Genomic DNA, 26769 nt, shown 5'->3' with positions numbered 1-26769 from the left:
TTTCTTAATTCTATGAGCGCCGAACCAACTCCGAAGACGCGGATACGACAGAAGGCTGAAGAGCTTTTCATGAAGTATGGTATCCGTAGTGTAAGCATGGATGACATTGCTAATGCGCTGGGCATGAGCAAGAAAACGATCTATCAGTACTTTGTGGACAAGGACGAACTGGTGGCAGCGGTGGTGGAAGCGGACGTGCTGGATATGCAGCAGGACTGCACGGATATTGCTCACCATGCCAAGGATGCTGTGCACGAGATTTTCCTGACCATCGACCGGGTGATGGTTCAGTTACACCACATGAACCCCATGCTGATCTATGACCTGGAAAAATTCCACTTCCGGGCTTTCCAGAAGTTCATGGATCACAAGAACAAGTTTTTGCTCCAGACGATCAAGGCTAACCTGGACCGGGGTTTGGCAGAGGGTTTGTACCGTGAAGACCTGCCAGCTGATATGGTGGCCCGTTTCCGCCTTGAATCGTTGATGATCCCCTTCAACACCGACCTCTTCTCTCCTACCAAATATACCGTGGCTGATGTATCGAAAGAGATATTGGAGCTGTACGTTTTTGGCCTGGTATCTCCTAAAGGATATAAGCTCATCGTTAAATACAAAGAAGAACGTTTAAAACAAGCAAAACATGATACCGTATCGGGTAAGACGAAGTAAGCACTGGCTGTTCCTTTTCCTGGCCAGTCTCATCACGAACTGGAGCGTGGCTCAGCAACGGCACGAGCTTTCTGCCAAGCAAGCGGCCGACTACGCCCTCAAGAACAGCGTCCAGGTACAAAATGCCTTGACCGATATTAAGATCCAATTACAGACCAACCGGGACATTACTTCGGCCGCTTTACCGCAGGTCAACGGTTATGTGTCCGGCACGAAGTTCATCGACATCCCTACGCAATTGATTCCGGGCGAGGTTTTCGGCGGCCAGCCCGGCACCTTCATTCCGGTGCAGTTCGGTACCAATTACAATGCGACCTATGGGGCCGACCTGCAGCAACTGCTGTTCGACGGCCAGGTTTTTGTTGGCCTGCAGGCAAGGGATGCTTCGATCGAATATGCTACCAACAACGCGGGTATTACGCAGGAAGCTATTAAAGCCAATATCTACAAGATCTATTACCAGCTGGTAGTAGGCAACAAGCAGGCGCAACTCATCGACATCAATATTACCCGGACGGAAAAGTTGCTGCACGATACCCGCGAGCTGTTCAAGAACGGTTTCCAGGAACAGCTGGATGTCGACAAAGTTTCCGTCAATCTGTCGAACCTGAAAACTGAAAAAGTGCGGATCAGCAACAAGCTAAAAACCGGTAATGTAGCCCTGAAATACCTGATGGGTATGCCGGTAAAAGACGAGCTGGTGCTGACTGATACGCTCAACGAAACGACTATCAAAAGCGATCTGCTGCCGGCCGACAGTGTGGTGTTTTCCGACCGGAAGGAATACCAAACCCTGCAATCAATCGAGAAGCTGAATAAATATAATATCAAACGCTACCAGCTGGGTTACCTGCCGACGGTATCGTTTAACGCTTCCTATAGCCAGAACGCCCAACGTAATAGTTTCAACTTCTTCAAAAGCGGCCAACCCTGGTTCAAAAACACGTATATAGGGTTACGGATCGACGTTCCCATCTTCGACGGCCTTTCAAAAGATGCCAAGATCAAAACCGCCAGACTGGAATTACAGAAAACGCAAAACAACCTGGAAGGGTTGAAGAACAATATCCTGGCCGAGACCGATACGGCCCGTATCAGTCTGGCGAATGCGCTTTACACGATGGATACGCAGCGGGAAAATATGGAACTGGCCGAGCGTGTGTACAACCAGACCAAACTCAAGTACGAACAGGGTTTAGGATCGAACCTGGAAGTGACCAATGCCGAAGCCGATCTGAAAACTGCGCAGAACAACTATTTCGCTTCCCTGTACGACGCGGTGGTGGCACGTATAGATTACCTGCGTGCAGCCGGCCGACTACCGTAACAATTAACCCAATTAACAGCATTATAAAATCAGCATCATGAAAACGATATATAGCATAGGCGCAATGGTTCTATTGGCGACGCTGGCCTCCTGCGGCTCGGGCGACAATGATCTCGCCAAGAAAAAAGAAGAACTGGCCAAACTCAAAGAAGCTCAAAAGACGAACGCTGTAAAGATCGACTCACTGGAAGCGCAGATCCAGCGTATAGACCCGACAGCCGTTAAAGAAGAAAAACTGAAGCTGGTAGCCGTAGCTCCCATCAACACCCAATCATTCACTCACTATATTGATTTGAAAGGAAGGATCGAGGCACAGAATATGAGTTTTGTCACTCCGCGTGGTCAGGGTGGCCAGGTAAAGGAGATTTATGTAAAGCAAGGAGATCCCGTGCGAAAAGGACAGCTACTGATGAAGCTCGACGACCCGTTGACGCAACGGCAGATCGAACAGCAAAAAGTGAATCTCAGCCTGGCAAAAACTACTTATGATCGCCGGAAAAACCTGTGGGACCAGAAGATCGGTACTGAAATAGAGCTGCTGAATGCGAAAGCCAATGTGGAGAACATCGAAAAGCAGATCGAACTGCTGAATGAGCAGGCCAGTCTTTCCAATGTGTATGCAGAGATGAGTGGTGTGGCAGACATTGTCAACATCAAGGTGGGCATGAGTTTCTCCGCCCAAACGGCAACTCAATTTGGCATCTCTATCGTGAACTCGAGTGACCTCAAGATCGTCACCGATGTGCCCGAAGCCTACCAGGGACGGGTGGGCGTTGGCAGCAACCTGTTGGTGACCCTGCCGGAGCTCAACAATGATACCCTCCGGGCCAAGGTAAATGTGGCTGGCCGCATCATCAATCCCGATACCCGTTCTTTTCCGATAGAGGCTAAAATTGCATCCAACAGCAAACTGCGCCCCAATCAGCTGGCGCTGGTACGCATCCAGGACTACCAGGCCCCCAACGCCATCACGGTACCCATCAGCACCCTGCAGAGTGATGAACAGGGCAAATTTGTGCTCGTAGCTGTCAAAGAAAACAATAAACTGGTGGCCAGGAAGAAGACGGTGGCCGTTGGAGAACTTTATGGCAACAGGCTCGAGATCAAGAGCGGTTTGCAGCAAGGTGATCAACTGATCACCGAAGGTTTCCAGGGACTCTATGACGGACAGCTGATCACCACTGACGTAAAATAACAGGCTGGATCTGACGAAGGAGGATTCTACAATTTCTAAATCAATCTTATGAGTGTTCTGGAAAATATACAGGAGAAGTTCAAGCACTTCCGGCCAACGACCTGGAGTATCAAGAACAAGACTTCTATTTACCTGGTGATGTTGTTCGTTACGCTGGCGGGCGTGTACCAGTTTGTTACGCTGCCGAAAGAACAATATCCCGATATCGTTATCCCGACGATCTATGTACAGACGATCAATGTCGGCAACTCGCCCAAAGACATTGAAAACCTGGTGACCCAACCCATCGAAAAACAGATCAAGGGCATTACGGGCGCCAAGATCAATAAAGTCACCAGTACTTCGGTGCAGGATTACTCGGCGATCACGGTGGAGTTCGATACCGACGTAAAAACGGATGTGGCCCTGCAAAAAGTGAAAGATGCCGTTGACAAGGCCAAGCAGGACCTGCCCACCGACCTGACGGAAGAGCCTACGGTCATGGAGGTCAGCTTTTCGGACCAGCCCATCATGTATGTGAATGTGAGTGGCAATTTCGATGTGATGAAGCTGAAGGAATATGCCGACGAGTTGCAGGACCGCCTGGAGGAATTACCCCAGATCAATCGCGTTGACCTGGTGGGTGCTCCTGAAAGAGAGTTTCAGATCAACGTCGACAACTACCGCATGCAGGTTGCTGGTGTTACTTTCGACGATATCGCCAATGCGGTTTCCAGGGAGAACATGGACATCTCGGGTGGTTTGCTGGATGTAGGCGACACCAAACGTAACCTGCAACTGAAGGGGCAATTCAAGACCTCTTATGATATTGAAAAGGTGGTGGTGCGCAACTCGAAAGGAGCCCCCATCTACCTGAAAGATATTGCTACGATCAAAGATACCATCAAGGAAAAGGAAAGTTATGCGCGCCTGAATGGCAAGAATGTCATCACCCTCAACATCATCAAACGTTCTGGTGAAAACCTGATCGAAACGTCGGATGATGTGAAGAAGGCGGTAGATGAGTTGCGGAAAGAGCAGTTTCCCAAAGAGCTGGATGTGGTGATCACCGGTGATATGAGTAAGGCGACCAGAACTTCTTTCGACGAGCTGGTGAATACCATCGTTATCGGTTTCGTGCTGGTGTTGTTGATCCTCATGTTCTTCATGGGTGTTACCAATGCCTTCTTTGTGGCGTTGTCGGTACCCTTGAGTATGTTCGTGGCCTTCATCTTTTTACCGGCGGCCGACCTGATCGTGGGGGCCAATGTGACGCTCAACTTCATGGTGCTGTTTGCCCTGGTGTTTGGGCTGGGTATCATTGTGGATGACGCTATTGTGGTGATCGAGAACACGCACCGGATCTTTGTGCAATCAAAAGGCAAGCTGAATGCCGAGAAATCGGCCATGATGGCTGCCGGTGAGGTATTTATCCCGGTATTGTCTGGTACCGTCACCACGCTGGCCCCTTTCTTCCCGCTGTTGTTCTGGCCGGGTATCATTGGTAAGTTCATGATCTACCTGCCGACGATGCTGATCTTTACCCTGACGGCCTCACTGATCGTGGCCTTCATCATGAACCCGGTATTTGCCGTGGACTTCATGAACCACGACGAGCATGGTAAGAAATCCAAAACGGCGATCTTCCGCAGCCCTACTATGTGGATTGCGTTGGGGGTGGGCATCCTGCTGGACCTTGGGGGCTATACCTTCCTGGGTAATTTGCTGATCTTCTTTGTACTGGTAGCCTTGCTGAACAAGTTTGTGCTGGAAGGGCTGATCCGCCGTTTTCAACATAGTTTCCTGCCCTGGCTGATGAACCATTATGAAAGCCTGCTACGCTGGGCTTTGAAGGGCTGGCGGCCGGTATGGTTGCTGATTGCCACTTTTGGCTTGTTCCTGTTCTCGCTGTTCTTGTTTGGGGCGGCGAAGGTACCGGTGATCCTGTTCCCGACGGGTGACCCTAACCAGATCTATGTATACCTTAAGCTGCCTGTGGGCACGAATGTCAACTATACCGATTCGGTCACCAGGATGCTGGAAGGCCGTGTTTATAAAGTGCTGGGCATCGATGGCGGCAAGACCAATCCCATTGTAGAAAGCGCCATCAGTAACGTGGCGGTGGGTGCGGGAGACCCGATGAGTGGCGACCGCAGTACGCGTCCTGAACTGGGTCGTATACAGATCTCTTTTGTAGAGTATGAAAAACGTCACGGGCATTCTACGGCGCCTTATCTCGACTCTATCCGTAAAGTCGTGAAAGGCATTCCAGGCGCCGAGCTATCGGTGAACCAGGAGCAGGGCGGACCGCCTACCGACCCGCCCGTGAACATCGAGGTGGCGAGCGAGAATTTCGACGATCTGATCAAAACGGCTACCGTGTTGAAGAACTACCTCGACTCAATCCAGACGCCGGGCGTGGAAGAGTTGAAGATGGATGTGGACCTTACCAATCCTGAGATCACTTTTACCGTAGACCGGGAACGAGCATTGATCGAGGGTGTATCATCGGCACAGATCGGTATGGAACTGCGTACGGCCTTGTTTGGACGCGAAGTATCGAAGATCAAGGATGGCGAAGACGAATACAAGATACAGCTGCGCAACCTCGAGTTGCAGCGGAAGAACCTGGTGGACCTGCTGAACATGAAGATCAGTTTCCGGGATATGGCCACCGGTGGTTTCAAGAGCATCCCTATCAGTTCGCTGGTGAAGGTGGATTATACGAGTACGCTGGGTAGTGTGAAGCGTAAAAACCAGAAACGTACCATTTCGCTGGTATCGAACGTGCTGGAATCGCAAGGGTATAACACAGCGGCGGTGAATGAAGAACTCAAGGGGCATATCGACAACTTCAAAAAGAAGCCAGATAATGTGACCATCCGTCAAACCGGTCAGGGCGAGCAGATGGCAGAGACCTTCAACTTCCTGACGATGGCGCTGGTCATTGCGTTGATGCTGATCCTGTTTATCCTGGTGTTACAATTCAACTCCATCAGTAAGGCGGTGATCATTTTGATGGAGATCATCTTCAGTGTGATCGGTGTACTGATCGGCTTTGCACTAACGGGCATGGAGGTATCCATCGTTATGACGGGTATCGGTATCGTTGGGTTGGCGGGTATTGTCGTGAAGAACGGTATCCTGGTGATCGAGTTTGCCGAAGAGTTGCGTGGCCGGGGTATGAAGACGCGGGAAGCAGTTGTTGAAGCGGGTAAAACGCGGATCATCCCTGTATTGCTAACGGCGATCGCCGCTATTCTGGGATTGATCCCGCTGGCGATTGGGTTTAATATCAACTTCCTGTCGTTGTTCTCCGACCTCGATCCGAAGATCTTCTTTGGTGGCGACAATGCTGTGTTCTGGAAGCCGCTGGCCTGGACCATCATCTTTGGCCTGGCGTTCGCCTTCTTCATGACGCTGATCATTGTACCGGGTATGTACCTGATTGCGGAAAGGCTGAGAAGGCCCATGCGCAGGATCTATGGTGGGAAGTGGATCTCCTTCCTGGGTATCCCGCCGTTTACCATCCTGTTCATGTTCCTGATGCTGATCACCATGGTGGTGCACCGTTTCGACAAAGCGCGCCGTCGTCGTAAACTGGCCGGACAGCGTGTAAATGAGTCCTTTATCGGCAGTTGGTTTTAAGTCTATCATAAATGTGTTTTCTGAGAGGGTCGGCCGCGAGGCTGGCCCTCTTTTTTTGACTGGCTCCTTGTAACATTTTTTACTTTTTACTACTTATGTTGTATTAAATGCATTGGGCACTTGCCCTAACTTTGAATAAACAATTGACTTTGATATGAAAACAAACCATGAAATAGATTATCGCATTTACGGTGAAGAAATGCAATATGTGGAGGTGGAGCTCGATCCCAACGAAACGGCGATTGCAGAAAGCGGCGCCTTTATGATGATGGACGACGGCATTCAGATGCAGACCTTGTTTGGCGATGGATCGCAACCGCAGCAGGGCTTCCTTGGGAAACTGATGTCGGCGGGCAAGCGTGTACTTACGGGTGAAAGCCTGTTCATGACCGCTTTTACCAACGTGGCTCATGACAAAAAGCGGGTAAGCTTTGCTTCTCCGTATCCGGGTAAGATCATTCCGCTCGATCTTTCCCTGCTGGAAGGTAAGATCGTAGCTCAGAAGGACTCTTTCCTGTGTGCTGCCAAAGGTGTATCGATTGGCATCGAGTTTCAGCGTAAACTGGGCACCGGCCTCTTTGGTGGGGAAGGATTCATCATGCAAAAGCTGGAAGGTGATGGCATGGCCTTTGTGCACGCGGGTGGTCACGTGTTCGAAAGAACACTGCAACCCGGGGAAACGCTGAAGATAGATACGGGTTGTATCGTTGCCTACACCCGCCATATCGATTATGATATCCAATTTGTGGGGGGCATCAAGAATACCCTGTTTGGAGGTGAAGGATTGTTCTTCGCGACCTTGCGTGGTCCTGGCAAGGTATGGTTGCAGACCCTGCCCATCAGCCGCCTGGCTGGCCGTATCCTTGCTTATGGTACTTACAAGCGTAAGGAAGAAGGCAGCATCCTCGGCGGCATCGGCAATATGCTCGATGGTGACGGCTGGAAATAGTTTCCGCCACTTACTGAATAAAAAATGCCCGTGTGCTGTTGCACACGGGCATTTTCTTTATGCTCAGTTGGCGCTAGTATTTGTTGCGTACGTCGGTGAGGAAGGCCTCTACACTGCGCCGTATACCGGTGGCGGCACCATTGTGGTTGTTGACCAGTACAGAGAACAGGAGGAGCTTGCCTTTTTTCGTATACAGGTAGCCGCTCAAGGCCAATACACCGGATAAAGAGCCTGTTTTGGCGTAAATAAAACCGCTGTCTTGCTTGTAATAGTTGCCCAGGGTGCCTGTACCGCCTGTGGGGAAGATCTTTTTGAGGCGGTCCATCCCAAACTGCTCCCGCATTTTATTGAGGATGCTCACGAAATCCTGTGGCGTGAACAGGTTGTACCGGCTAAGGCCGCTACCATCGACCCAGCGTGGCGCCTGGGGCAGGTCGGCGAGGTCGGTTTTCAGGAGTGTGTCGATGATCTGTCGGTCGCTCATGATGCCCAGCCTGGTGTTGCTGACCATCAGCAGGGATTGCTCTGCATAGAAATTATCGCTGCGGTGCATCATTGGTCTCAGCAGGGAATCCGTGCGCTGGGAATGTATGGCCCTGGGTTGGCCACCCCGGATCATGGGCTGCAGGTTACGGGTATTCTTCCAGTTTTTATACACGACTTCTTTTTGCAGGGTATCGGGCAGTAGTTCCAGGGCAGACTCCAGTCCCTTGGTAGCAAATGGAACGTCTTGTTCTTTCTTCTTTTCTTTACCCTGCGAAATATGGTACACGTTATCGGCCTGGTCGCGCTCTACATAAAATGCTTTGATGCCGGTATCACCGTTGAATCGCACTTTCCAGTCGACTTCCGGCATGGAATAGATACTTGGGCTGGGCGCGAAAAGCGGATCGGGATTTTGAACTTCCTCTGCTCCTTCCTGTACCCATTTGATCGTATTGCCGAATACGGGGAGCGGGCTGCGCTCGGCCATATAGGTTTCGTTGTAATCGCTCCAGCTCCAACCGGAGCCGAGCGCTTTGTCTTTCCAGTTCACATCGGTGATGTAAACATGCTTGGGGGTCTGGCGCAGCCAGTCGATCACCGGTTGCGTTTTGAATTCCGGGTGCAGCAGGGTGGGATCGCCGGCTGGCAGCAGAAATAGGGCGGTATCATTTTCATAGTAGTTGAGGCCGGTGAGGCTATCACCGAGGTATTTCATGGCGGCGAAACAGGTAACGATCTTGGTATTGGAGGCGGGTACGAAATATTTATCGGCCTGGTGGTTGTAGAGGTATTTACCAGTCTCAACATCATACAGGCTGACGCCGATATGAGCCCGTTCGATCGACGGATCTTTGAGTATGGTTTGCTGCGCCTGCTTGTTGATGGCTTTTTGCGTGGAACAGGCTGCAAAAAACAGCACAGCACAAAGGAGAAGGAGGCTATTCGTTTTCATCCCCCAATATACACCAATGTGACTATCCTGCAGTATGGATTTGCCCCTGCAGTTGCCTATCGAACCTGATTAATACCCTTTAATCTCTTTCCTGTGCCCGCAACCAGCGTTCGGGTATTTCATTGCGGCCTGCCAGCAGGTAATCTTTGTAAGAGCAGGGGATGTATTTTTTATCGGGTAACTGCATCCACCAGCGGCCGGTCTTTTTGCTTTGCAGAAATACCGACTCGATCTCGGCGAAGGCCATGTGAAATTCGTTGAAGTATTCTTTTTCGGTCAGCTCGGCTTCTCTTTTACCCCGGGCGCGCCCATCGATGAGGTACCAGAGCATATGGCTGATCTGTTTGGCGGTCAGGTTGTCTTTATCCTTGTGGGGGAGATAACCGTAAATACCCACGGTGTTGTTAGTGGTGCTCATCCCCGCATAACGCATCAGGATACAGGCTTCTTCGCCGGTTAGTCCATTGGGGGTAATGGTATTGGAGGGTGCGTAAGCATGTGCGATGGCAGCGATATCGAAGCTGAACAGTTGGCTTTCGCGGATCACGGGCTCCATTTCTTCGATCTGGTCTTTGACCATGCCGACGCGGAAACAATCGAACCGCAGTTTATCCATGGTTTCGAGCATGTGCGGGTGCACGTAGTAGCTCTGGAAACCGATGTGGTTGTAATGCTTGATGAAATTGGGCTCACCCGTCAGCATTTCCATGAGGAAATTCTTATCCCGCTGGGGGGTATCCATGGACAGGTCGATCAGGGCGTCGACACAGACGGCGTCGATCACCCGTTGCTGATCGGCGTACATGCCGTATTGGGCCAGGGTGAGGTCGTGTGACCCGCCCAGAATGACGACCATCTTGCCGGCATCTGTCAATTCTGCCAGTACGGTTTTGAGGGCGGCGTAGGTGTCTTTGAGGGACGCGCCTTTTTTGATGTTGCCGATGTCGGCAATGGTTACGTCGGTATGCCAATAGAAAAGCTGGTAGAATTCGGCCCGGATGCGGTCGGGGGCGGGGTGCGTGGGGGGCACAGCTGCTCCCCTCATTTCGCCACAGCCTACGAGCACGATATCCACTCCGGCCAGGTCGGGCATTTCTTCTTCGTATACCAGCAGGGTTTTACCCAATTGTCCATCCTTGTACGACTCGTCCTGTGACAGCACCACCCGGTTGACGGGGTCCAGAAAGTCCTCAATATTAAACATATCCGACATGGCCGCAAGATAGAGCGAAAGTTGGAAAGTTAGAAAGCCGGTTTCCTTCATTATCTTTGCAGACATGGAACAATTGTTACAACAGATAGCGGCCTACAAGCAGGAGATCGAGCAGACCGCTCAGGATGGTGCTGAGGCGCTGGAAGCGTACCGTATTAAGTTTCTGGGTACGAAGGGTATTGTAAAAGGCCTGTTTACGGAAATGAAAAACGTAGACGCCGATAAGAAGAAGGAATTTGGTCAGATCCTGAACGAGTTCAAGCAGCTGGCTGAAAACAAATATGATACCTGGAAGCAGGGACTTGAAAGCGGTAGCACAGCTGCCGGTTCTACCCTCGACGTGACCTTACCCGGCGAACCACTGCCTTTGGGCACCCGCCACCCCATCAACCTGTTCCTCAACCATGTGATCAGCATTTTCCAACGCCTGGGCTTTTCTGTAGCCGAGGGGCCGGAGATCGAAGACGACTGGCATAACTTTACTGCCCTGAACCTGCCCGAGCACCACCCGGCCCGGGACATGCAGGACACTTTCTATATTCAGCAGAAACCCGATTACCTGTTGCGTACGCACACGAGCAATACGCAGATCAGGGCTATGGAAACGAACCCGCTGCCGATCCGGATCATCTGTCCGGGACGTGTATACCGCAACGAGACCGTGAGTGCGCGCAGCCATTGCTTCTTCCATCAGATCGAAGGCTTATATATCGACGAAAACGTATCCTTTGCCGACCTGAAGCAGACGCTTTACTTCTTCGTACAGGAGATGTACGGCAAGGATATCAAAGTGCGTTTCCGCCCCAGCTATTTCCCCTTCACCGAGCCCAGTGCCGAAATGGACATTCAATGCCAGATCTGTGGCGGCGAAGGTTGTGCGGTATGTAAGCGTACCGGCTGGCTGGAGATCCTGGGTTGTGGCATGGTACATCCGAAGGTGTTGGAAAACTGTAAGATCGATTCCAATAAATACACAGGCTTTGCCTTTGGTATGGGCATTGAAAGGCCGGCGCTGCTGAAATACGGCATCAACGATATCCGCTTGTTCAGCGAAAACGATGTGCGGTTCCTTCGACAGTTTACCAGTGCGATCTGACGACGCTATCCAATAAATCTTCATGATCCTGGCTCAGACCATCCAATCGGTATGTATATGTGGTGCCGGCACCATGGGTAGCGGTATTGCGCTGCTCACTGCCCAGCAGGGCGTACATACCATCCTGTACGATGTACAGGCGACAATGCTGTCTGGCGCCAGAATGGGTATGGAGCAATCGTTGCAGCATCTGGTAGAGAAGGGCAAGATCACGGACCAACATCGGTTGGACACGCTGGCCCGTCTGCGGTTTACGAATGATATCAATGACTGCCTCGCAGATATCGTTATCGAGGCGATTGTAGAGAAAGCTGCGGTCAAAACTTCTCTTTTCAACCAACTGGCCGAGATCAACCATAGCGAGGTGATCTTTGCGACCAATACCTCTTCCCTTTCCGTGACCGAGATTGCCCGGCAGGTGATACGCCATGAGCGGGTGGCCGGTATGCACTTCTTCAATCCTGCGCCGGTGATGAAACTGGTGGAGGTAGTAGCGACCCCCTTCAGCAATGATTTTACGTTGCAATGTATCACAGATTTTGCCCGCCAGTTGGGAAAGACACCTGTGCTTTGCCAGGATGCTCCCGGTTTTATCGTCAACCATGTGGCGCGCCCGTATTACCTGGAGGCGCTGCGGCTGGTGGAAAGCGGTATTACAGATGTAGCCGTGATCGATAGCCTGTTGGAGGCGTCTGGTTTCAAAATGGGGCCTTTCCGTTTGATGGACCTGATCGGAAACGATGTGAACTACGCAGTGAGCTGCTCCGTGTACGATCAGCTGCAACAGCCGGAGCGGTTACAGCCTTCTGCGCTACAACGTGAAAAGGTAGCAAAGAACGAGTTGGGCAGGAAGTCGGGTAAAGGATATTACCAATATTGAGTGGCCGGCGGAAATAAGTGAGAGGCTATTTAACCGGTGAACTATACAGCAATTAATTTTTCGTTTTGGCTAAAAAAGTACTTGTAACAGGCGGGACGGGTTTTCTGGGAGCTTATATCATCCAGGACTTGATCGGAAAAGGATATTCGGTGCGCGCATTGCGCCGTAGCCGTAAACTGCCTTTTTATATTCCCGCAACTATTTTGGACCGCGTGGAGTGGGTGGATGGCGATGTGCTCGACATCGTGTCGCTGGATGAAGCCATGGAAGAAGTAGATGCCGTTATACATGCTGCTGCCAAGGTATCCTTTGACCCCAAAGAGAAGCGCGATCTCTTTCACATCAATATCGACGGAACCGCCAATATGATCAATGTGGCCCTCGAAAAAGAGGTATCCCGCTTTGTACATATCAGTTCTGTTGCTGCGCTGGGCAGAACAGCCAGCGGCGACCATGTGACTGAAGAAAAGAAATGGCAACACAGTAAGCTCAACACGCAATATGCCATCAGTAAGTATCATGCAGAGCGGGAAGTGTGGCGCGGCATGGGTGAAGGACTGAATGTATTGGTACTGAACCCCAGTACCATACTGGGATATGGCGATTGGAACACATCGAGTTGCGCCATCTTCAAGAACAGCTTCAAAGAGTTTCCCTGGTATACCAATGGCATCAACGGCTTTGTGGATGTAAACGATGTAGCCCGTGCAGCGGTGTTGCTGATGGAAAGCGAAATCCGTGCAGAGCGGTTTATCGTAAACGGGGAAAACTGGTCATTCCGCCAACTGCTGGAGACCATTGCCGGCGGATTCCAGAAAAAATTGCCTGGCAAGGAAGCAACGCCCTTTCTCGGCGAGTTGGCCTGGCGTATGGAGAAATTCAAATCTTTCTTCTCTGGCCAAAAGCCCTTGCTGACACAGCAAAGTGCCCGGGTTGCCCAGAGCAGGACCTACTTTGACAACAGTAAATTGCTGAAAGCTTTGCCCGGTTTTTCATTCACGCCGTTATCACAAAGTATCCAACAGGCTTGTGAGCAATACCTGGCTCATCCCCAATCGCTATAACTGGCAAAGTTGTTGCCTCTTTTTAACTTTCGGCTCAGCGATTTTTATAGTATTTTGGTTATCTGGAACGCTGCTGTTCATGCAGGCTGCTTTTCAAGACCTTGTATATACTCAATTTATTCTCTATTCAAGCGATCAATAGTATCCGTATGAAAAATGCCTTTACTGCGCTTCTTTTAACCTGTTTTACGCTTGCTGGCTGGGCCCAACAAAAGGATTTTGCCATACTGGGCAAGGTGGTGGATTCAGCCTCCCGACAGCCATTGTTAGGCGCTTCTGCTTTTTGCCAGAATACAACACACGGTACCACGACCAATCAGGAAGGCCTGTTCTTTCTGCGACTACCTAACGGCGGATACGACCTCGTTGTATCCTATATGGGATACAACAAACAGGTGTTGCGTATCAGCAGCAATCAGTCGCTGGCAGACACCCTGTTGATCGAGTTGGTGAAGGAAGAAAAGGCAATGGCGGAGGTCGCTGTGGTGGCCAGCAACGAGGTGGCCGACGGCCTGTCCAAATATGGTTCCTTCTTTACGGAGCAGTTTATCGGCACTACGCCCAATGCGGCTCAATGCGTACTGCAGAACCCGGAAGCCCTGCGCTTTTTTTATACAAAAAAGCGCAACCGGTTGAAGGTAACCGCCAAAGAAGATCTATTGATCACGAATTATGCGCTGGGTTATACGATCCGGTACCAACTGGACTCTTTCAGCTACGATTACAATACCAATGTAAGTCAGTATACGGGTGCACCCTTGTTTCAGGAAATCGACAGTACGGAGACAATGCAGGAAACCTGGACCAAAAACAGGGCGAAGACCTACCTTGGATCCCGTCTTCATTTTATGCGTTCCCTGTATGACAGTACGGTGATCGAAGACGGTTTTATCGTTGAGAAGCTGGAAGACGATCCCCAGAGTGTCAAAGGCAGCATTATCCACAAGCTATACGATGGAGAGCAGTATATTGCCGACAGTAGTGATGTGACGGTCAATTGGGCAGGTCGCTACCGTATCAGCTATAGAACGGTGTTGCCCGACAAGCGTTTTCTCCAGGAATTCAAGTTGCCGGCCGGCATGAAGATGCAGGTAACCCTGCTCAGTTTAACCAACGGTTTTGTGATCGAAGAGAATGGCTATTTCTACGAACAGTATGACGTGATCAATACGGGATACTGGGCCTGGAAAAAGCTGGCAGAGCTGTTACCCTACAATTACGAATACGAGTAGTTGCTTTTCATCCAAAAATAAGATAGCTACTGGCCGGTAGATGTAGGTTTTTTAGCTACCTTCAGCGCACCCTGACCGTTCTAATAATTTGTGCTTTGAAGTCGACCTACATTCATGCCTTTGAAACCAGCTCATTGCCTGTACCAGTGCCCAGCCCAAGGCCTGCTACAGGGATTATACGAAGGCTGCGTTGTCTGTTGTTACTATTTTTCTATGCTCTTGTCTCCCCTACTATTACTTCCGCTCAGGAGTACAATTATATCCGTTATGATACCAAAGACGGTCTTGCAGGCTCCACCGTGTATGATATGGTGCAGGATCAGGAGGGTTTTATGTGGTTTGCTACAGAGGCAGGCCTGAGCCGCTTTGATGGTACACGGTTTAAAAATTTCACCACGGCAGATGGGCTGCCGGATGTAGAGGTCATCAAGCTATATGTAGATTATACGGGGCGCGTGTGGATCGCTCCGTTTAAAAATACCCTTTGCTACTATTACAAGGGGAAAATTCATACAGCAGCCAATGACAGTTTGCTGAAACTGGTGAAGCTTGATGCTGCCGTTGAGGTGATCACGGGAGATTATGCTGGAAATATTTTCATGAGTGGAGGTCGTTTTGCGTATATCCTGCAGACAAAGCCTGGTCAAGAAAAACTATTAAGACTGCTGCCGTTTCAACGACATTTTGTTAACGCAATTCCTAACTTCAATAGTACAAAAGGGATTTTGTTGTTTACTGAGGACTCCTCCTTTTTATGGCGGGAAGGTCAACTGTCCTATTGGGCTTCGCTTGTAAACTCAAGTCGTAAAAAAATGTTCCCTGCTCAATTATCATCGGACAAATCCGCGAAATACATCTCCTACACAAATGCCATTACCTCCTTTTATCGAAAATGGAGTATAGACAAAAAAAGCATTAATACCTTTCTTATTGGCAATTTTGACGGAGCTTATTCTATTGATTCCGTGAATTTTGGGCAGTTGGAGGAAAAGTTCTTAGCAGGCAAGAAAGTGAATGCTGTATGGATCGACTATGAGAATAACTTATGGTTTGGCACTAACGGCCAAGGCATTTATAAATTGACCTCCCGCAATTTCAAAACATACGGCTTTACCGGCAACCAAAGTCCGGAGATCTTTTCCATTGTGAAAGTTGGCAATGCTATGCTAATCGGCGGCGACTATAATAAACTCTATGAATTTAGCGCAGGAACAGTAAAATCATCTCCCTTGGTCAAGACCTTTGAAGAGGCGACACAAGGAAGCTATTCCAGCAATCGGCTATTGACGATATTGCCAACCAGTAATGGAAGCCTGGCTTTTGGTTTTGACTTATATCTTTTTCTTAAGAAAGGTGTTCATGAGAAATTCAGCATTTTGTCTCCAATTAAAGCTTTGCTGGAGGTGAACCGGGATACGCTATTGGTCGCTACCGGCCGGAATGTTGTACATGTAGACGCAACAAATCTTGCCGTGTTAGATACCATTTGGCCGTCTCGGGCTACCAGTGTGGGTTACCACAATGGCCAGGTATATATTGGAACAGTGGACGGGCTGAACTTTCTTGAAAGTGGGCACCAGGCACGCTATTTAGGAACCGACGAACCTGCCCTCCGCTATCGCATAGCAGCTATAAGCAAGGCAAATGATGGTGTTGTTTGGGTGGCAACGTTTGGCGGGGGTATCATTGGATTAAAAGGCGACCGAGTTTTTGCCCGAATCAGCTCCGGCGATGGCCTTACCAGTGACGTTTGCAGGTCCTTATTCATAGGCAAGGATCATTTGTGGGTAGGGACAGATAAAGGCGTCAATAAGGTTGACCTGAATAACCTGTCGTCTCCTCCCCGTCAGTATACCGTCTCCGATGGATTGCCGTCTAATATTATCAATGCGATCTATGTTGACAGGGGCCAGGTTCATATAGGATCGCCAGCTGGGCTGACCACATTCGATGAAAGGCAGGTGTCGAACTTTTCCCGTTGCGACCTGAAGTTGCTCGGCGTTTCGATATCGGGGCAGCCGGTTAACCCAGACTCTATTGGTCATCTGGCCTACAAAGACAATAATATTGCCATCGATTTTGTAGCCATCTCTTTCAAATCGGCAGGTGATATTTTATACCGGTACCGGTTGCAGGGATTGAAAGAGACCTGGGACTCTACCAGGCAAAACTCCCTGAGCTACCCCTCACTGCCTTCCGGGCAATATCAACTGGAACTCACGGCGGCCAACAAATTTGGGGTTGTCAGTGCCCCCATCATTATCCCATTTACCGTCGATGCTCCCTTTTGGCAAACCTGGTGGTTCCTGACTATTGTCGCCCTACTGACAATTACGCTTACTGCCCTATTGGTAGGGGCGCGGTTCAGTGTTCTGAGAAAAAGGGAGCGGGAAAAGGCCAGCCTGGAGCAGAAAGTCAGTAAGCTGGAACAATTGGCTCTGCTGGCTCAAATGAACCCGCATTTCATCTTCAACTGCCTTAATTCGATCCAGGCGTTCATCATTCAAAACGACCTGTTGGCCACCAATCAATACCTGACAGAATTTGCCCGTCTTATCCGCCAAACCATGGATAGTGCAGCTAAAGGAACCATCACCCTCGAAGACGAGATCAGCTATTTATCCCGTTACATAGAGCTGGAACGCATGCGTTTTGGTAAATCATTCGATTTTGAGATCTCGATTGACGAGCAGATCGATGTGAGCTACCTGTCCATTCCGAGCATGATGTTACAGCCCTATGTGGAGAACAGCATTCGTCATGGGATACGCTACAAAAAAGGACAAGGGGGATTGGTGGAAGTAAAGTTCAGGCAGTATGGATCACAACTCAGCTGTATCGTTGAAGACAATGGGATTGGCCGACAGGAGGCGTTGCGGCTCCGATCAAAGGTGCATGTAGAGTACCAATCGAAAGGTATGACCCTGGCAGCCAACAGGATCCAGGCATTGAACCGGCAATTTAATGAAACTATCAGCATAAACATTGTCGATAAAGTCGACGAAACAGGTAAGGCCAGCGGTACCCGTGTAGAGATCACGTTTCCGCTGTCATTACTTCCAAAACTAAGTTGATATGATCAAGACCGTACCTTTCGATGTTGACCTCATAAATATGAACGTATACCAACATTACCGATAGTTACGAATACGGGTAGTTGCTTTCAGCCAAAAATAAGATAGATACCAGTCGTATGGTGTAGCTTTTTTAGCTACCTTCAGCGCACCCTGACCGTTCTAACATTTTGTGATTTGATGTCGACCTACATTCATGCCTTTGAAACCAGCTCATTGCCTATGTCAGCGCCTTGCCTGGGGCCTGTTAGAGGGATTATTCAATGGCTGGGATGTTTGTTGTTCCTAATTTTCTGCGCTCTTTTCGCTCCTACCGCTACTTCGGGTCAGGAGTACAATTACATCCGCTATGATACCAAAGATGGACTTGCAGGTTCTACCATTTACGATATGGTGCAGGATCAGGATGGCTATATCTGGTTTGCTACTGAGGCGGGCCTTAGCCGTTTCGATGGCACGCGGTTTAAGAACTTCACCACGGCTGATGGGTTGCCAGATGCGGAGGTAATTAAATTATTTGAAGATTACCAGGGACGACTTTGGATCTCACCGTTTAAAAATACCCTTTGTTATTATTACCAGGGGAAAATGCACACTGCAGACAATGACAGCCTGTTGAGGCGGGTAAAAATAGAGGGAGTCATATCCTTTATGACAGGCGATCGTGATGGCAATTTATTGCTGCTCGATGGCGGGTTTGGATATATCCTCCATACGAAACCAGGGAATCAGCAATTAGTCAGTCTTCGACATTTCAATAGAATTTTTAAAGGTGGTATGCCCAACTTTAATAATCCAGGAGGCTTGATATTATCGACCTACGACTCTTCATTTCTTTGGCAAGACGGACGACTTAGCTTCTGGAAGGCTGGCGAAAACGCCTTGGCGGGTAAAATCGTTATGTCAAATGTTACCGCGGATGGAGTGGTCAAAACAATCAGGTACAAGAAAGGTATTACTTCAAATTTCTATGGAAGATTCAGTGCTGACAGGAAGGAACTACAATTATACCTGATTGGCAGCAACGATGGAGCGTACCTGGTAGACACCATAAGGCAAGACCGGTTCGCCGAGAAATTTCTACCGGGAAAAATGGTGAATACTGTGCTGATCGACTTTGAAAAGAATATGTGGTTTGGAACAACCGGCGAGGGGGTTTATAAGCTAACATCGCGCAACTTTAAAACTTTCACCTTTCCGGATAACAAACACCCTGAAATATTCTCGCTGGCAGCCAGCAACAATACCATCCTGGCAGGTGCTGGCTTTAATAAGCTGTATGAGATCAACGGTACTACGATCAAGCTCGCCTCATTTCTTGCACCTATTGAAAAGGCCAGCCAGGTATCTTATACCAGCAACCGACTGGTATCCATTGCTCCCCTCACCAACGGCAGTCTTATGCTGGGATATGACCTCTTTGTATATCAAAAAAGCAAATCCGCTGGACGGTTTTGCTTTATCGAGCCGGTTAAAGCAGTTCAGGAGATCAGCAGGGACAAGTTGTTGATAGCTACCGGCCGGAATGTGGTGCATGTGGACGCAACGAAGCTCGCTGTTTTAGATACCATCTGGACAACCCGGGCTACCAGTGTCGGATACTACCAACAGCAGACCTATGTGGGAACGGTTGAAGGGTTGTATTATTTGCAACAAGGCCAGAAAGAAAAATACCTGGGGGCAAAAGAGCCCAACCTGCGCTATCGCATAGCGGCAATCAGCCAAACAACAGATGGAACCATTTGGGTAGCGACGTTTGGCGGAGGTGTTATTGGGTTGAAAGGCGACCAGGTATTTGCCCGAATCACCACCCGCGAAGGGCTTACAAGTAATATCTGCAGAACCTTATTTATAGACAAAGATCATTTGTGGGTTGGGACCGACAAAGGCGTCAATAAGATCGACCAGAGAAATTTGTCGTTACGTCCGCGCCAGTATACTTTTTCTGATGGGTTGCCATCCAATATTATCAATGCCATCTATGTGGACAGCGGCCTGGTATATATCGGATCGCCGGCCGGACTTACTACTTTCAATGAAAGGCAGGTATCGGATTTTTCGCGTTGCGATCTGAAGTTGCTGGGGCTATCTGTATCGGGTCGACCTGTCGACCCCGATTCGATAGGCCATTTGGCTTACAATGACAATAATATTACTATCGATTTTGTCGCGATCTCGTTCAAATCGGCTGGTGATATAATTTACAGATACCGATTAAAGGGGTTGAAAGATTCCTGGGACTCTACCCGGCAAAACACATTGAGCTATCCCTCACTGCCTTCCGGGCAATATCAACTGGAGCTCACGGCAATCAACAAATTTGGGGTTGTGAGCGCTCCAATTATTATTCCCTTTACGGTCAAGGCTCCATTTTGGCAAACCTGGTGGTTCCTGGCAATTGTCGCCATATTGACGATTATGCTGACCGCGCTGCTGGTAGGCGCCCGGTTCAGTGTATTGAGAAAGCGGGAGCGGGAGAAGGCGAGCCTTGAGCAAAAAGTCAGTAAGCTGGAACAACTGGCCTTACTGGCCCAGATGAACCCACATTTCATCTTCAACTGCCTCAATTCTATCCAGGCATTTATCATTCAAAACGACCTGTTGGCGACCAACCAATACCTTACGGCGTTTGCCCGCCTTATCCGCCAAACCATGGATAGTGCAGCCAAAGGCACGATCACGCTTGAGGAAGAAGTAAGCTATCTGTCGCGTTATATGGAACTGGAGCGGATGCGTTTTGGTGATTCATTCGACTATAAGATCACCGTGGATGAGCAAATCGATGCCAGTCATCTCTCAATTCCCAGTATGATGTTACAACCCTATGTGGAGAACAGCATCCGCCATGGTATTCGCTACAAAAAAGGAGAAAAGGGGTTGGTGGAAGTAAAGTTCAGGCAGTATGGGGCATCCCTGGCCTGTACGGTAGAAGACAACGGCATTGGTCGCGTAGAAGCGCTGCGCCTGCGATCAAAAGTACATGTGGAGTATCAATCCAAAGGAATGACCCTGGCAGCCGAAAGGATCCAGGCATTGAACCGGCAATTTAATGGAACGGTCACGATAAACATTGTCGATAAGATCGACGAAACGGGTAAGGCAATCGGTACGCGTGTAGAGATCGCGTTTCCGCTGTCATTGCTTTCAAAACTTAGCTGAAATGATCAAGGTTGTATTAATTGACGATGAGCCCAACAACATTAATACCTTACAACAGCTGCTGTTGCGGTTTTGTCCGCAGGTACAGATCGTAGGCACTGCCGAAAGTGCCATAACAGGTGAAGAAGTCATCAGGTCCACCATGCCCGATCTCGTTTTCCTGGATATCGAGATGCCCTACGGCAATGCCTTCGATCTCTTAAATACCCTGTCTCCGGTCGGTTTTGAAATCGTATTCGTTACTGCTTTTGACAGTTATGCTATCAATGCCATCAAATATGCTGCTCTCGACTATTTGCTAAAGCCTATCAATATCAAAGAATTGCAGCGAGCTGTGATAAAAGCGGTGGAGCGACTGGAAAATAAGCATATTCATAAGCAGATCGAAACCCTGCTATTCAACCTCCAATCGCAGAAAAACAGCTATCAACGGCTGGCATTGCCCACCCTTGACGGGCTGGTTTTTATCAACACGGACGATTGTATCCGCATGGAGGCCAAAAGTAATTACACCACGATCTTCCTAAAAAGCTCAGCGCCGCTTATCGTATCCAAAACCCTGAAGGAGTTTGAGGACATTTTAAGCGCCGACGAGTTTTCGCGCATCCACCACTCGCACATCATCAACCATTTGTTTGTACGGAAATACCACCGCGGAAGGGGGGGCTATATCGAAATGGAAGACGGTACCATGATTGAGGTGTCGATCCGTAAACGGGATGAGTTCCTTGCCAAATTCAGCTAAGCACTACCCCTATTTCAGGTTTTTCAGCTTTTCCCAGATCTCAGGGATGCGTTTAATCCAGACGAACTCCCGCTTTTTCAGGGATGCATCCTCTGCCGGGTAACCGAAGTATACCTTACCGCCTTCGAGTGAGGCTGGAACACCACTCTGGGCCAATACAACGGCATTGGCGCCGATGGTCAACGTTTTGGACACACCAACCTGTCCCCACAGTACGACTCCGTCTTCGATGGTCGTAGCGCCTGCAATACCTACCTGGCTGGCAAACAGGCAGTTTTTTCCAACGACGGTATCATGGCCGATCTGTATGAGGTTGTCCATTTTAGTACCACGACCGATTCGGGTATCATGACTAACACCGCGATCGATGGTACAGCCTGCACCGATCTCTACATCGTCTTCGATGACCACACGGCCACCACTTTCCATTCGTTTATACCATACTTCACGGTCCTTTTTGGTATTGTAGTAGAACGCATCGGACCCGATAACAGTTCCGGCCTGAATAACAACGTTATCCCCGATCACACAATGGTCCATAATGGTAACATTGGGGAAGATCCGGCAGTTCTTGCCGATGGAAACGTCGCGACCGATGAAGACATTGGGCGCTATATAGGTTCCTTCGCCGATAACCGCCTGTTCACTGATTGACTGGGTGGCTGGCTGAAAGGGCCGGAAGTGCCGGACTATGGTTTGATAAGCTTCGAAAGGCTGATCGACGATGAGGAGCGCCTTGCCTTCCGGGTAGGCTGTTTCTTTATTGATGATCACAAAGGTGGCTGCAGAATGGATACACTTATCATAGTATTTAGGGTGATCGACGAAGACGAGGTCGCCAGCTTCTACCTTATGAATCTCATTGATCCCGGTTACCAACCCGTTTACATTACCAACCAATCGGGCATTGATCATTTGTGCTATTTCCTGTACAGCTATCGGAGCGGGAAACTTCATGATTTGTGATTTTCGCAAAGGTAACGTGGAATCAATGAAGTATAACAGTCTTGTTGAAATGCAGGGCTGATCAGCCTTTCAAAGGTATCTCACAACATTCGTTCTGTTCGATATCACGGAAGCCATCTCGATTGATAACGCTGGAATGTCTTTAACTGACCCCATTCAGGGCCGAGGATTTCCACAGCATTAAAAAAAATGTGAATAAAAATTGTTGCAAAATTTTTCCAGATAGAAAAAATTATTTTTAATATTGTGTAGGGAAATTTATTTCCCGGTACTTACTAACCCATCCACATAATAAATCTCCCGGTTCACCGGGAGATTTTTCTTTTAGTATGCTTCAGTATTTCATCATCTATAAGCCGTTTCAGGTATTATCCCAATTCTCACCAGAAGGTGACAAACGTACTTTAAAAGATTGCTTTGCCGTACCTGCAGATGTATATCCCGTAGGCAGGCTGGATTATGATAGTGAAGGATTGTTGATCCTTACGAATGACAAAACCCTCAATCACCGTTTGCTCGATCCACGCTTCTCCCACGAACGGGAATACTGGGTACAGGTAGAGGGCGCCATTTCCGATCAGGCCTTACATGCCCTCTCTACCGGAGTCGACATAACGGTTGATGGCAAGGTGCATCGTACGAAACCCTGTAAAGCGAGCGCCTTTCAGGAGCCTCCGGTTGTTCCTGAACGCACCCCTCCTATCCGATATCGCAAATCGGTTCCGGATAGCTGGATGAGCCTTACGCTTACGGAAGGAAAAAACCGGCAGGTAAGAAAGATGACCGCACAGGTAGGTTTCCCAACCCTCCGGCTGATTCGCTACCGGATTGAGCGTCTTACAATCGATGGATTGCAGCCTGGCGAGATGCGAAACCTGGACCGATCCGGCATATATAGTTCCCTATTCTCTTAATTGCTCACTAACAACTATAAACTAATTCCTTACCTTGCTGTAAAATCCATAATATGCTGAAATCTATGACCGGTTTTGGGAGAGCAGAGCAAGTAGTAGGCGATAAGACCTTTCTGGTGGATATCAAATCACTCAACGGAAAGCAGTTTGAACTATCGCTTAAGATGCCTGCATTTCTGAAGCCTTTTGAATTTGATATCCGCGCACTGTTATCGAAAAAGCTGGGACGTGGTACTGTAGACTGTTCGATCAGCCTGAAAGAAAGTGGAGCAGCAAAGCCGGTCAGTATTAATACAGACCTCGCCAAGGCATATTACAAACCTATTGCAGAGCTTTCGAAGGCACTCGACCTTGACCCGGCGCATATTCTCAGCACACTTATCAAACTTCCCGAGGTGATCACACCTACCGGCGAAACCCTGACCCCCCAGGAATGGAATGGGCTGGAGGCAGTAATCGGGAACGCTATCGATAACCTGAACCATCACCGCCAGGAAGAGGGTAAAGTATTGCAGCAGGACCTCCTGTTACGCATCAGCAATATCCGCAAGCAGCAGGAGCAGGTGATCTCCCTGGAACCACTTCGTAAACAAAAGATCCGGGAAGGGCTCGTTAAGGTACTGGAAGAGAATGTAGGAAAAGAAAGCTATGACCCGAACCGCCTGGAGCAGGAGTTGATCTATTACATTGAGAAGATCGACCTGACGGAAGAACAGGTACGCCTGAAGAACCATTGCGACTATTTTGTATCGATACTACAAGAGGAGGATGAGAACAAAGGCAAGAAGCTATCCTTCATATTGCAGGAAATTGGCCGTGAGATCAATACCACCGGAGCCAAGGCCTACGACTCCAGCATCCAGAAATGTGTAGTAATGATGAAAGATGAGATGGAGAAGGCAAAAGAACAAGTATTAAACGTTCTATAATGAGATGGTAAAACAGCCGGGCTCCGCCTTTCCCGGCTGCTTAGCCCTAAGACCGTCACTTGCGGCAAAATGCCCGATGTGTATATTTGTAAAAATTATTGTCCATTGAAAAGGAACCACCTGTTTTGCATTCTGCCCCTTTCCCTCCTTGTATCCTGTTTCTTTCTCATAGCGTCCTGTGATACAGTAGATGTATTTGAAAAGAATGTGGCGATCCCCAACCATGCCTGGAGCAGCCAGTTTACCCCTGAGATCAGCTTCGACATCAACGACACTACCAGCCTTTACAACATCTACGTTGTGCTCCGGCACAGCGATGCTTACCGCTATAAAAACATCTGGATGTCGCTCTCCCTCATGCAACCCGATAGCACGGTAAAGACCCAGAAGCTGGAGTTGCAACTGGCTACCGACAGCAAGGGATGGCTTGGCACAGGAATGGACGATATCTTCGAGCACCGTATCCCTGTAACAACGCTGCAAAAGCCCCTTACATTGAAAAAAGGCACCTACCGCTTCAAGCTTTCCAATATCATGCGGGAAGATCCCCTGGAGCATGTCATGAATGTAGGCATCCGCGTAGAGAAAGCGAAATAGGTCATCATGGAAGCTGCAGCCAAAAAAAGACTTTATTTCATCAGCACCATTTACTGGTTCCTGTTGTTGTACATCATTGCAGCCATGGTATTCTGGTTTATTGCCCTGGAAACCCAGAATCGCCAGATGAACAATTATAAACTACAGGAGCTAAAGCTCGATGACCCCCGTTATCAGGCCCATTATGACCTGATCAATGACGAACGCAGGCGCAAATCAGCCCAATATATGTGGGAGGGGGCGACATCCCTCGTTCTAACGCTGGTGGGCGCTTTCCTGGTGTACCGGCTGTTCCGCCGTCAATGGAACTTCCAGCAACAACAGCAGAACTTTATGATGACGGTCACCCACGAGTTGAAGACCCCGATCGCCGTAGCCAACCTCAACCTCGAAACCCTGCTGAAGCATTCTCTGGAGGAACCCAAGCGCCAAAAGCTGTTAAACATGACGCTGACAGAGGTAAACCGGCTCAATACACTGGTGAACAATATTCTCGTATCGACCCAACTGGAAGGTGGGCGGTACCGCAAATCGGATGAAGAACTCGACTTCTCGGATCTTGTAAAAGGAAGTTTTTCTGATTTCAGCCATCGCTTTCCTGACCGTATCTGGCAATCAGCTATCGACCCTGAAATAGACATCAAAGGCGATCCCTTACTGCTGCAGATCCTGGTGAACAACCTGCTTGAAAATGCCATGAAGTATTCGCCCAAAGACAAGCCTATCCTGTGTAAGCTGCACGAAAAAGGCAGGCAGGTAGTTTTGGAAATAATAGATCAGGGTCCCGGCATTCCCGATGCCGAAAAAAACAGGGTGTTTGAAAAATTCTACCGCATCGGCAATGAAAATACCCGGACAGCCAAAGGCACCGGTCTTGGACTGTACCTGTGTCATAAAATTGCAAAAGATCACAAAGCGCATATCCGATTGACTGATAATACTCCCAGCGGCTGTAACTTTAGCGTTAGCTTTACGAAGTAAATTCTTACTATGAGTACGAGGCCGTCCATTTTGCTGGTTGAAGATGAAGAAAACCTACACGAAGCTTTAAAGCTGAACCTGGAGCTGGAAGGATATGAAGTTACTTCTGCTTACACCGGCAGTGAAGCCTTGCAGAAAGTGCAGGATGAATATTTCGACCTGCTGATCCTGGATGTTATGCTGCCCGAACTGGACGGCATTGCTGTTACAGAAACCATACGGGTCCAGAACAACGAAGTCCCAATCCTGATCCTAAGTGCGAAGAACGCCAGTTCTGACCGGGTGCTGGGATTGAAAAAAGGAGCAGATGACTACCTGACCAAGCCTTTTAACCTCGAAGAACTGTTGCTGCGGGTACACAAGCTGATCGATAAGAATAAGAAGATGCTTGACAAAGATACCGTTGGTGATACTTACAGCTTTGGTAGCAATACCGTTGACTTTAAGGCCCAGGAGGCCACGACCAAGGGCGGAGAGCGCATCCAGCTCAGTAAAAAAGAAGCAATGCTGCTAAAGTTGCTGATAGAGAACAAGAACGAAGTAGTACCCCGCGAAAAGATCCTGCAGACCGTTTGGGGCTATAACGTATATCCCACCACCCGTACCATCGACAATTTCATCCTTAACTTCCGGAAATACTTTGAAACGGATAGCCGCAATCCCGAATACTTTCACTCGGTAAGAGGGGTAGGCTACAAATACACGGAATAG

The 26769-nt window shown here is 49.0% G+C and carries 20 protein-coding genes; 17 read left to right on the top strand and 3 right to left on the bottom strand.

The window, feature by feature from the left end; all coding sequences use genetic code 11:
* Positions 1–12: 12 nt before the first annotated feature.
* From P2W70_RS02165 to P2W70_RS02145, 5 genes are all read left to right on the top strand, one after another.
* Complete coding sequence (locus tag P2W70_RS02165) at positions 13–672, top strand: TetR/AcrR family transcriptional regulator (RefSeq protein ID WP_276479780.1); 660 nt, start codon at positions 13–15, stop codon at positions 670–672.
* Positions 644–1999, top strand: a complete 1356-nt coding sequence (locus tag P2W70_RS02160; RefSeq protein ID WP_276479779.1) for a TolC family protein — start codon at positions 644–646, stop codon at positions 1997–1999. Before P2W70_RS02165 ends, P2W70_RS02160 begins: the two co-directional genes overlap by 29 nt.
* 37 nt (positions 2000–2036) lie before the next feature.
* Positions 2037–3194 (top strand): efflux RND transporter periplasmic adaptor subunit, encoded by a 1158-nt coding sequence (locus P2W70_RS02155; protein WP_276479778.1) that lies wholly within the window; start codon positions 2037–2039, stop codon positions 3192–3194.
* Positions 3195–3242: 48 nt separating this feature from the next.
* Positions 3243–6821: an efflux RND transporter permease subunit gene (locus P2W70_RS02150; RefSeq protein ID WP_276479777.1), complete on the top strand. Its 3579-nt coding sequence runs from the start codon at positions 3243–3245 to the stop codon at positions 6819–6821.
* 154 nt (positions 6822–6975) lie between these two features.
* The gene (locus P2W70_RS02145; protein ID WP_276479776.1) at positions 6976–7770 is read left to right on the top strand and encodes a TIGR00266 family protein; all 795 of its coding nucleotides are present in this window, start codon (positions 6976–6978) and stop codon (positions 7768–7770) included.
* A 73-nt stretch (positions 7771–7843) separates the two neighbouring features.
* Here the strand turns inward: P2W70_RS02145 and P2W70_RS02140 are convergent, their stop codons facing one another.
* Entirely contained in the window at positions 7844–9208 is a 1365-nt protein-coding gene (locus P2W70_RS02140; protein ID WP_276479775.1) for a D-alanyl-D-alanine carboxypeptidase/D-alanyl-D-alanine-endopeptidase, read from the bottom strand.
* 79 nt (positions 9209–9287) lie between these two features.
* Positions 9288–10487 carry a formimidoylglutamase gene (locus P2W70_RS02135; RefSeq protein WP_276479774.1) on the bottom strand — a complete coding sequence of 400 codons (1200 nt, stop codon included), beginning with the start codon at positions 10485–10487 and terminating at the stop codon, positions 9288–9290.
* Between P2W70_RS02135 and pheS the strand changes: the two genes are divergently transcribed.
* The 7 genes from pheS to P2W70_RS02100 all read left to right on the top strand — a co-directional run bounded on the left by pheS (position 10486) and on the right by P2W70_RS02100 (position 21671).
* Entirely contained in the window at positions 10486–11517 is a 1032-nt protein-coding gene (pheS, locus tag P2W70_RS02130; protein WP_276479773.1) for a phenylalanine--tRNA ligase subunit alpha, read from the top strand. The two genes, P2W70_RS02135 and pheS, sit on opposite strands and share 2 nt — an antisense overlap.
* Before the next feature lie 22 nt (positions 11518–11539).
* Positions 11540–12397, top strand: coding sequence for a 3-hydroxyacyl-CoA dehydrogenase NAD-binding domain-containing protein (locus tag P2W70_RS02125; RefSeq protein WP_276479772.1), 858 nt, complete (start codon positions 11540–11542; stop codon positions 12395–12397).
* 65 nt (positions 12398–12462) lie between these two features.
* Entirely contained in the window at positions 12463–13461 is a 999-nt protein-coding gene (locus tag P2W70_RS02120; RefSeq protein WP_276479771.1) for an NAD-dependent epimerase/dehydratase family protein, read from the top strand.
* A 149-nt stretch (positions 13462–13610) separates the two neighbouring features.
* Complete coding sequence (locus P2W70_RS02115; protein WP_276479770.1) at positions 13611–14693, top strand: carboxypeptidase-like regulatory domain-containing protein; 1083 nt, start codon at positions 13611–13613, stop codon at positions 14691–14693.
* Positions 14694–14788: 95 nt separating this feature from the next.
* The gene (locus P2W70_RS02110; RefSeq protein WP_276479769.1) at positions 14789–17767 is read left to right on the top strand and encodes a sensor histidine kinase; all 2979 of its coding nucleotides are present in this window, start codon (positions 14789–14791) and stop codon (positions 17765–17767) included.
* Positions 17768–18043: 276 nt separating this feature from the next.
* Positions 18044–20926: a sensor histidine kinase gene (locus tag P2W70_RS02105; RefSeq protein WP_276479768.1), complete on the top strand. Its 2883-nt coding sequence runs from the start codon at positions 18044–18046 to the stop codon at positions 20924–20926.
* 1 nt (position 20927) lies between these two features.
* Positions 20928–21671, top strand: coding sequence for a LytR/AlgR family response regulator transcription factor (locus tag P2W70_RS02100; protein ID WP_276479767.1), 744 nt, complete (start codon positions 20928–20930; stop codon positions 21669–21671).
* Between the two features lie 9 nt (positions 21672–21680).
* On the opposite strand, the gene P2W70_RS02095 is transcribed toward P2W70_RS02100, so the two are convergent.
* Positions 21681–22628, bottom strand: a complete 948-nt coding sequence (locus P2W70_RS02095; RefSeq protein WP_276479766.1) for a UDP-3-O-(3-hydroxymyristoyl)glucosamine N-acyltransferase — start codon at positions 22626–22628, stop codon at positions 21681–21683.
* Positions 22629–22966: 338 nt separating this feature from the next.
* Here P2W70_RS02095 and P2W70_RS02090 point away from each other — a divergent pair, with 338 nt between their 5' ends.
* The 5 genes from P2W70_RS02090 to P2W70_RS02070 all read left to right on the top strand — a co-directional run bounded on the left by P2W70_RS02090 (position 22967) and on the right by P2W70_RS02070 (position 26769).
* Positions 22967–23551 (top strand): pseudouridine synthase, encoded by a 585-nt coding sequence (locus P2W70_RS02090; RefSeq protein WP_276479765.1) that lies wholly within the window; start codon positions 22967–22969, stop codon positions 23549–23551.
* A gap of 53 nt (positions 23552–23604) precedes the next feature.
* A complete protein-coding gene (locus P2W70_RS02085) occupies positions 23605–24480 on the top strand; it encodes a YicC/YloC family endoribonuclease (protein WP_276479764.1) in 876 nt (291 codons plus the stop codon).
* A gap of 105 nt (positions 24481–24585) precedes the next feature.
* On the top strand, positions 24586–25077 hold the full coding sequence (locus tag P2W70_RS02080) for a gliding motility lipoprotein GldH (RefSeq protein ID WP_276479763.1): 492 nt from the start codon (positions 24586–24588) through the stop codon (positions 25075–25077).
* 6 nt (positions 25078–25083) lie between these two features.
* Complete coding sequence (locus tag P2W70_RS02075) at positions 25084–26058, top strand: sensor histidine kinase (protein ID WP_276479762.1); 975 nt, start codon at positions 25084–25086, stop codon at positions 26056–26058.
* A 9-nt stretch (positions 26059–26067) separates the two neighbouring features.
* A complete protein-coding gene (locus tag P2W70_RS02070) occupies positions 26068–26769 on the top strand; it encodes a response regulator transcription factor (RefSeq protein WP_276479761.1) in 702 nt (233 codons plus the stop codon).

The sequence above is a fragment of the Paraflavitalea pollutisoli genome, assembly GCF_029360705.1.
GTDB classification, from domain to species: domain Bacteria; phylum Bacteroidota; class Bacteroidia; order Chitinophagales; family Chitinophagaceae; genus Paraflavitalea; species Paraflavitalea pollutisoli.
The sequence above is the reverse complement of the archived record's forward strand: the minus strand, read 5'-3'. Positions and strand labels throughout refer to the sequence as shown.

Excerpts from the sequence above, each read along its gene's own strand:
- P2W70_RS02085 (WP_276479764.1), top strand. The coding sequence starts at position 23,605 with ATGCTGAAATCTATGACCGGTTTTGGGAGAGCAGAGCAAGTAGTAGGC.
- P2W70_RS02155 (WP_276479778.1), top strand. The coding sequence starts at position 2,037 with ATGAAAACGATATATAGCATAGGCGCAATGGTTCTATTGGCGACGCTG.
- P2W70_RS02125 (WP_276479772.1), top strand. The coding sequence starts at position 11,540 with ATGATCCTGGCTCAGACCATCCAATCGGTATGTATATGTGGTGCCGGC.
- pheS (WP_276479773.1), top strand. The coding sequence starts at position 10,486 with ATGGAACAATTGTTACAACAGATAGCGGCCTACAAGCAGGAGATCGAG.
- P2W70_RS02115 (WP_276479770.1), top strand. The coding sequence starts at position 13,611 with ATGAAAAATGCCTTTACTGCGCTTCTTTTAACCTGTTTTACGCTTGCT.
- P2W70_RS02165 (WP_276479780.1), top strand. The coding sequence starts at position 13 with ATGAGCGCCGAACCAACTCCGAAGACGCGGATACGACAGAAGGCTGAA.
- P2W70_RS02100 (WP_276479767.1), top strand. The coding sequence starts at position 20,928 with ATGATCAAGGTTGTATTAATTGACGATGAGCCCAACAACATTAATACC.
- P2W70_RS02140 (WP_276479775.1), bottom strand. The coding sequence starts at position 9,208 with ATGAAAACGAATAGCCTCCTTCTCCTTTGTGCTGTGCTGTTTTTTGCA.
- P2W70_RS02135 (WP_276479774.1), bottom strand. The coding sequence starts at position 10,487 with ATGTCTGCAAAGATAATGAAGGAAACCGGCTTTCTAACTTTCCAACTT.
- P2W70_RS02095 (WP_276479766.1), bottom strand. The coding sequence starts at position 22,628 with ATGAAGTTTCCCGCTCCGATAGCTGTACAGGAAATAGCACAAATGATC.
- P2W70_RS02075 (WP_276479762.1), top strand. The coding sequence starts at position 25,084 with ATGGAAGCTGCAGCCAAAAAAAGACTTTATTTCATCAGCACCATTTAC.
- P2W70_RS02160 (WP_276479779.1), top strand. The coding sequence starts at position 644 with ATGATACCGTATCGGGTAAGACGAAGTAAGCACTGGCTGTTCCTTTTC.
- P2W70_RS02150 (WP_276479777.1), top strand. The coding sequence starts at position 3,243 with ATGAGTGTTCTGGAAAATATACAGGAGAAGTTCAAGCACTTCCGGCCA.
- P2W70_RS02145 (WP_276479776.1), top strand. The coding sequence starts at position 6,976 with ATGAAAACAAACCATGAAATAGATTATCGCATTTACGGTGAAGAAATG.
- P2W70_RS02070 (WP_276479761.1), top strand. The coding sequence starts at position 26,068 with ATGAGTACGAGGCCGTCCATTTTGCTGGTTGAAGATGAAGAAAACCTA.
- P2W70_RS02090 (WP_276479765.1), top strand. The coding sequence starts at position 22,967 with ATGCTTCAGTATTTCATCATCTATAAGCCGTTTCAGGTATTATCCCAA.